Source organism: uncultured Photobacterium sp. (genome assembly GCF_947039875.1).
Taxonomy (GTDB): domain Bacteria; phylum Pseudomonadota; class Gammaproteobacteria; order Enterobacterales; family Vibrionaceae; genus Photobacterium.
Genome location: NZ_CAMRAN010000092.1, coordinates 1 through 3,645, shown reverse-complemented (window position 1 = coordinate 3,645; position 3,645 = coordinate 1). Strand labels below are relative to the sequence as shown.

Genomic DNA, 3,645 nt, shown 5'->3' with positions numbered 1-3,645 from the left:
ATGTCTTTTACTCGCACCATTTCATCACAGTTCATTTTATTTTCAATCACTGTGATTTTAGGGAAATTGGTGTAATCCAAACCTGAAAAAATTTCATCGACATACATTTTTGCAATACGGTGCGGTGTTTCAACCAAGCTATCATCCGTAAGATCTAACGCTAGTAGTGATAGAATCTCGCGCATATGGTATTCAATTTTTACTTTCTTTTCTTCTCGACTTACAACATCAGCCGTCATCGGAGTTTCTAGATCACGGGCGGCTAAGGCGTCACGTACTTGTATTGCAGATACACTTAATGCTGTCATTCTTTTCCTCCAGCTGACCTAGGTAGAATAAAAAAGACATACCCCTCTGACCTTGCCAGCGCTAAAATCCTTAGCAGAATACCTCCAAATGAGAATAATTTCACCACCAAATTACCCCCTAATACCATCTTCCAGCGTATTTTAGTATATTCAATCCCTTACAGCGGTAGTCAATAAAGAGTAAACTACCTAACAACTAGCAATCTGAACAATACTTAGTAAGAAACAGAGTAAAACATACAACCTCAAACTGAGAATTTTTCAGACCTGCTCACTTTCATTATCACGAATAAATAAAATGGATACGATTATGGGATGCTGCAACGTACCTGGTTTAATGACTGTTGAAACTGCGTTAAATAATATTCTAACTCAAGTTTCACCACTAACGACAATCACCACGGTAGCATTAACTGATGCTATGGGTATGGTGCTTGCTGAAGATATTCTATCACCTATCAATGTACCGCCTTTTGCTAACTCAGCAATGGATGGCTATGCTCTTCGCGCTGCTGATCTTGAACATGCAGATACTTTAACCATGATAGGTAAATCATTTGCGGGGATCCCTTTTACAGGTACTTGTGAAGCAGGTCAATGTGTCCGTATTATGACAGGCGCTGAAATTCCAGCAGGAACTGATGTTGTTATCATGCAAGAAGAAACACATGTTGATGGCAATAGCATTCAGTTTACGATCAAGCCCAAAGCAAACGACAACATTCGCCCAGTTGGTGATGATGTTCATTTGGGTGAAACAGTATTAGTAAAAGGTACTCGCTTAACTGCACGTGAAATGCCACTACTCGCATCATTAGGTATTGCTTCTTTTGCTGTTTACCGTCGTCCTAAAGTGGCCTTTTTCTCAACCGGTGATGAATTACGCCCTGTCGGTGAAGCACTTGCAGCGGGCCAGATTTACGATAGCAACCGTTATGGTATGAAGGCTTTATTAGAGAAGTTTGGTTGTGATGTATTAGATCTTGGTATTATTCCTGACTGTCCAGAGAAACTACGTCAAGCCTTTGTAACCGCATCAACAGATGCCGATGTAGTAATTACTTCAGGTGGTGTGAGTGTCGGTGAAGCCGATTACACCAAAGATATTTTAGACCAAGAAGGAAAAATTGGTTTTTGGAAAATTGCCATGAAACCGGGCAAGCCATTTGCATTTGGTACAATTAACAATGCATGGTTCTGTGGTCTTCCTGGCAACCCAGTATCTGCAATGCTGACCTTATATCAATTAGTACAACCTATGCTGGCAAAATTGGCGGGTCATAGCCAATATCAACCCCCTGTTCGTTTACAAGCTAAAGCAACCTCAATGTTTAAAAAGCGCCCAGGGCGTACTGACTTCCAACGTGGTATTTACAGCATTAATAGCAATGGCCAATTTGAAGTAACAACAACAGGCAACCAAGGCTCTGGCGCATTTAGTTCAATGCACCATGCCAACTGCTTTGTGGTACTAGAACAAGATCGTGGTCGTGTTGAAGCCGGCGAATTCGTTACTATTGAAATGTTTAATCACACCATGTACTAATTTGTCGTTAATATACGAATAAACAGCTAATAACGGTAATTTCACTTATGACAACAGAACAACACACCAGTGCTGAATTATCAGATGAAGAAATGCTACGCTATAATCGCCAAATTATTCTGCGCCAATTTGACTTTGAAGGCCAAGAAGCATTAAAAGCCGCTTCAATGTTAATCTTGGGTGCAGGCGGTTTAGGTTGTGCTTCATCACAATACCTTGCGGCTGCAGGCGTGGGTAAGATCACCCTTATTGATGACGATAAAGTTGAAGTTTCTAACTTACAGCGCCAAGTTTTGCATACAGATGCGACGGTCGGTATGCTTAAAGTTGAATCAGCAAAACAAGCATTAACGGCAATAAACCCTTATTTAACCATTAAGACAATTGCAAAACGTTTAACAGATGACGAATTATTACCACTCATAAAACAACACGATTTAGTGTTGGATTGCTGTGATAACGTTAATACACGTAATCAATTAAATCGCTTATGCTTTGAGACTAAAACACCTTTAGTTTCAGGGGCCGCTATTCGTATGGAAGGCCAGATAAGTGTTTATAACTACCATGATGGTGAACCTTGCTACCAGTGCTTAAGTGCCCTTTTTGGTCAGCAAACATTAACCTGCGTTGAAGCTGGCATTATGTCACCCGTTGTTGGTATTGTTGGCGCTGTACAAGCCATGGAAGCAATAAAAGTGGCCACCAACGTTGGCACGCCATTAACGGGCAAGATCTTGATGCTCGATGCTATGAGTATGAGTTGGCGCGAAATGAAATTGATGAAGCAACCAAACTGCTCTGTGTGTAGCTAATCCAATCACGAAGTAATGATGATGAAACGTATTACCCTGTTTACTCAGAAAAACTGTGCGCATTGTAAAGATGCTCAGCAGTATATGAAAACAAAAGGTTATCCTTTTCGTTTAGTCGATGTAGCAAGTCCACAAGGCAGAAAAGAATTAAGTCGAACGGGCGCTCGCTCTGTCCCTGTTATTAAAATTGGGGATAGTGTACTTATGGGTTGGAATATGACCAAATTCGAAAAGCTGTTGCACGACAACGATTAATATAGCCACAACAAAAATGCATAAAAAAACCGACATTTTTACTATTTCTAGTTGAATGTCGGTTTTTTTTATCTTCACTAAACACGAAATTAGTGGTGATTAATCGTTATCATTCAGACGAATACCGTCTTTTTCAATCACAATTAAACCTTTTTTGTACAAGCCACCAATCGTCTTTTTAAACGTTGCTTTACTGGTACGGAATACACGGAAAATATCTTCAGGGCTAGATTTATCACTAACAGGAATAAAGCCACCTTTGATCTCTAAAGACGTGAGGATCTTATCCGCTAAATCGTCAACTTTACCTAAGCCTACTTTTTGTAGTGATAGGTTAATTTTGCCATCTGGACGAATTTCTTGAATGTATGCTTTTAGTTGCTTACCAATAAACAGTTTGCCAAAAGCTTCTGTTTTAAAGAATAAACCCCAATGCTCACCATCAATAACCGCTTTATAACCAAGTTCTGTCGTTTCAGCAATGATCACTTGTACTTCTTGGCCCACTTTATAATTAGCAGGTGTAAGATCAAGGAAACGGTTGAACTTAGTAGAGCCAACAATACGACCTGATGCGCGATCCGTGTAAACACGAACCATCACTTCTTCACCTTCTTCTAAGCGGCGACGTTGCTCACTAAACGGAATTAACAAGTCTTTACGTAGACCCCAATCAGCAAATGCGCCGATAGTCGTTGCACCAACAATACGTAATTTAGCA

The 3,645-nt window shown here is 40.2% G+C and carries 5 protein-coding genes; 3 read left to right on the top strand and 2 right to left on the bottom strand.

Annotated features, from left to right (window positions below; all coding sequences use genetic code 11):
• Positions 1-308, bottom strand: a 308-nt coding sequence (locus tag Q0V26_RS17845) for a GTP cyclohydrolase I (protein WP_297486331.1), incomplete at its 3' end; no start/stop codon positions are given.
• A 310-nt stretch (positions 309-618) separates the two neighbouring features.
• On the opposite strand from Q0V26_RS17845, the gene moeA reads away from it, so the two are divergent.
• Genes moeA through Q0V26_RS17830 form a run of 3 tightly spaced genes read left to right on the top strand, consistent with a single transcriptional unit; the run spans position 619 to position 2,924 of the window.
• Positions 619-1,854 carry a molybdopterin molybdotransferase MoeA gene (gene moeA, locus Q0V26_RS17840; protein WP_297486333.1) on the top strand — a complete coding sequence of 412 codons (1,236 nt, stop codon included), beginning with the start codon at positions 619-621 and terminating at the stop codon, positions 1,852-1,854.
• A gap of 47 nt (positions 1,855-1,901) precedes the next feature.
• A complete protein-coding gene (gene moeB / locus Q0V26_RS17835; RefSeq protein WP_297486330.1) occupies positions 1,902-2,669 on the top strand; it encodes a molybdopterin-synthase adenylyltransferase MoeB in 768 nt (255 codons plus the stop codon).
• A gap of 21 nt (positions 2,670-2,690) precedes the next feature.
• Positions 2,691-2,924: a glutaredoxin family protein gene (locus Q0V26_RS17830; RefSeq protein ID WP_045038238.1), complete on the top strand. Its 234-nt coding sequence runs from the start codon at positions 2,691-2,693 to the stop codon at positions 2,922-2,924.
• Positions 2,925-3,023: 99 nt separating this feature from the next.
• Here the strand turns inward: Q0V26_RS17830 and Q0V26_RS17825 are convergent.
• The coding region (locus Q0V26_RS17825; protein WP_297486326.1) for a GntR family transcriptional regulator at positions 3,024-3,645 on the bottom strand (622 nt) is incomplete at its 5' end.